A 3,324-nucleotide genomic window follows, 5' to 3' on the forward strand; every position below is an offset into this window, starting at 1 on the left:
CACCCCAGTGCGGCGCGGCCTATCCGCAACACGCAACGCCGCGGTCGCGTGCGAGATCGCGCCGCACTGGGGTGCGGCGCCCCCAGTGCCGGCCCCTGCCTCAGCGCGTGCGGTGTCGCGAGGGCCTCGCAGCCTGGCATGGCCGGGATCATGGCCAAGCCCCTCCGCCGTGCCCCCTCCAGAGTCGGCGGATCAGCGGGCAGCGTCCGGAGCGACAGAAATCGGGGTTGAAGACACAGGGGCGGCACGCAACACGACACGGAAACCCAAGAGGTTGCTCCGGCCGTCGGGTAGAAGCATAGCCCGGCAGGCACAGCGCGCGAGGCCCTGAACATTGAGCCACGAACCGCCACGTACGACCCGTGCTTGGCTATCCCCGGCGTCCAGGTCCTCGCGCCGCGGGTCGTTTACCTGACTGTAGTCCAACGCCCATAAGCTGCGCGTCCACTCCCAGACGTTGCCGACCATGTCGTACAGACCGAACCCGTTGGCTAGGAAGCAGCCGACCGACGAAGTATCCCTAATGTTCGACTCCCCGTAGTTAGCGGCATCCGGGTTTGGCATATCCCCCCAGGGGCACACCGAGCCCCGCCGCCCGCCTCGCGCCGCCACTTCCCACTCCCGTTCGCCCGGCAGACTGACCTGCCACGAGCCTTTTCGCACCAGTCGGGCAGCCTCGGACCCGGCCAGGACCGACCCGTCCGCCAGGGCTCGGTGCAGCCACCGGCAGTAGGCCATCGCCTCCCACCAGTCTATATAGCGCACCGGCCGGCTCTCCGGATCGTCAAGTGCCTTGGGATCACGGGGCTCAGTCCTCGTCGCTGCGAGGAAGGCCCTGAACTGTCCGACCGTGACCAGATAGCGGGCGATGTAGAAGGCCGGTGTCGGCGTGGGGGCGTCGTTGATTTCGTGGTCGGGCACGTCATACCCGATGATCCTCGCAACCCGCAGCCGGTCCGAGGGCCGTGTGCCGATCCTGAACTGTGGATCGGCATCAATCGGTACGAAGCCAAGCCAGTCGTCCCCCGGAAGGTGGTAGCGCCCCGGATCGAAGCGGGGGTCACCGCCCAGGCGAGGCACGAGACCTGCGACCCGGACGCGCACCGATGCCCTGCACTCATTGGGGGTGCTCCCATCGCCTAGCGCTGCAATGATCCGTGCGGCACACTCGGCCTTGACGGGCTCCCCACTTTCTCGCCACTCCAGCGCGGCGATGCCCGCCAGCTCGGCCGCGGCGATCCGGGCGTCCGGCGTCTCCCCAGCCCGCGCCAGCGCCGCCAGGAATTTGCGCGCGGTTGTGGGGGAATGGACCCCCAGGTAGCCAGCCAGGAGCAGGATGGGCTCGCGCCACCAGGGGTCGTTCAGGTGTCCCTCGAGACGCTTGACGATGGCGGGGAGGCCGCCTGCACCCATGGTTACCTGCCCCAGATAGCGCGCGGCGAGGAACTCCTGAAAGGCCAGATGGATGAAACGATAGACCCCGGTGCGTTCCTCGAGCACGCTGCCGCGCTGGCGGGCGCTCTGCAGGAAGTCGTCGATGCGTGGCTTGAAGTCCACCTCTCGGCGGAGCGCGGCCTTGAGCGCCGCCTCTTCGATCTCGCGGCCCTGGTCGCGGCCCTGGCCGTGCATGTGGAAGGCGAGGTGCTGGGCCATGTCGCGGAAGGGTTTCCAATCCGTGGAAAGTTCCCGGATATCGCCCTCCTCCCGCCCATAGTCCACCTGCAACAGGGCATTGATAGCCTTGTCGAACAGGTCCGCGCGCTCGTCCGGCAAGCGGCGGTTGTTGAAATGGACGATGAGCAGCAGGCGCACTATCAGGGGGCTGTCCACCAATGCCTCGGCGTCCTTACCCAGGCGCGTGCGGCGGTCCTGCTCCAGCCGCCGGATTCCCTCCAGCAGATCGGTCGCCCGTTCGTCGCGCAGGCCGGTATCGTGCGGGTAGATGCAGTCATAGGCCTGGCGGACCATCGGGGCTATGTGGCCCTCGAAGTCGAGCGGTCGGACCAGGATCTCCCGGAAGTCCGCGCCCAGGGCGGTACGCCCGCTGCGATAGGCGGCGGTACGGCAGGTGACCAGGACGCGCATGGCCTCGCGCCCGCCCACCAAGTCCTCGACGCACTGGCGGACCTCGAAGCGCTCAGACTCGTTGGCCACCTCGTCCAGCCCGTCGAGCAGTAGTAGGATGTCTCGGCCATCTTGCAGGACCTGGACGAAGAAATCCGCCGGGAGGTCGAAGTCGGCCTGCCGTTCGGTCAGGTGGTACGAGATGAAGTGGGCCAGGGTGCGCTCGCGAGGGGGCGCGTTGCCCGGCAGTTTGCGCCGATAGCGCGCGAAGGATGCGAGCGGCACAAAGATGGGCAGCGGGAACTCGCTTGGGGGGACATCGATCTGGACGAAACGAGGGGGCGCCGGCTTGGATTCCTGGGGCGTCGGTATGGGTTGGGGCGGCGGGGTGATCTTTATCGTCTTCTTCAGTGCAAGGCGCGAACGCGCCGGTTCAGGCTTGCCGGAGAGCAGGGACGAGGCCAGTGCCCAAGCCATATGCACCAGCACCGTGGTTTTTCCGGACCCCGGCCCCCCCGACGATTGCCAGGCGATTGCCCAATCCCAGCACCTTGCTCAGTGGCAAGTCCTCCCCGCTACCCGCCATCCACTTGGCCCGCAGCGGCACATAGGCGGTCTCAAGCGGCAGCATCACCACCGGCGCCCCGCCCGCCCGCTCGATCCCGCGCAGTTCAATGCACTCGGTGCGCGAACGCAACCAGCGCAGGTAGCCGGCCACCTGGCGGGCGATCTGCCCCTTGGTCAGGCGCCCGCTGGCGGCGGCATGGTAGTGGGTGACGACCTGGATCCCGGTGACGATGGTCTCGGCGTCACCCTCGACCTTGACGCTGCGCTCGCCCAGCGCCTCGCCGCCGCCTTGGGCCACGGCGCCGGAGCCGGTCAGGCTGGCCGCCTGCCCAGCCTCCAGTTCGGCCAGGTGGCGGCGCACCGCCGCGATGTCGTTCAGATCGATGGGATCGGCTGCCATGGCGTGCCCCTCGGTCGCCCTTTAAGGTGAATTCGGGATAACGATGTACCCGCACAACAAACCGGAGGTCGAGGCTTCAGCCGGATGCGGCGTCGCTGCCCGCTAAAGCGTCGGCCTCCGGTCGAGTCGCTCCGGCCATCGCTAGGTCCAGCGCTCGTGGTATGGAGTTTTTCGGAAATCGCCTGACTGGTCGCTTCCGATCAACCCCCGCCGAGCCAGTCTCCGGCGCGGTGTCACGAGGCCGGTGGTCCGCACAGCGGACCCTACGGAGCGCGAGCTTGCCGTAGGGTCCG

At 67.9% G+C, this 3,324-nt stretch carries 2 protein-coding genes; both read right to left on the reverse strand.

What is annotated here, in order from left to right:
* Positions 1–192: 192 nt before the first annotated feature.
* On the reverse strand, positions 193–2,541 hold the full coding sequence (locus QZY48_RS33090; protein WP_295438808.1) for an SUMF1/EgtB/PvdO family nonheme iron enzyme: 2,349 nt from the start codon (positions 2,539–2,541) through the stop codon (positions 193–195).
* Positions 2,498–3,031 (reverse strand): hypothetical protein, encoded by a 534-nt coding sequence (locus tag QZY48_RS33095; RefSeq protein WP_295438810.1) that lies wholly within the window; start codon positions 3,029–3,031, stop codon positions 2,498–2,500. Before QZY48_RS33095 ends, QZY48_RS33090 begins: the two co-directional genes overlap by 44 nt.
* Positions 3,032–3,324: the final 293 nt, after the last annotated feature.

The sequence above is a fragment of the uncultured Thiodictyon sp. genome, assembly GCF_903828115.1.
In the GTDB taxonomy this organism is placed as follows: Bacteria; Pseudomonadota; Gammaproteobacteria; order Chromatiales; family Chromatiaceae; genus Thiodictyon.

Coding starts and splice junctions, on each gene's coding strand:
- QZY48_RS33090 (WP_295438808.1), bottom strand. CDS start 2,541: ATGGCTTGGGCACTGGCCTCGTCCCTGCTCTCCGGCAAGCCTGAACCG.
- QZY48_RS33095 (WP_295438810.1), bottom strand. CDS start 3,031: ATGGCAGCCGATCCCATCGATCTGAACGACATCGCGGCGGTGCGCCGC.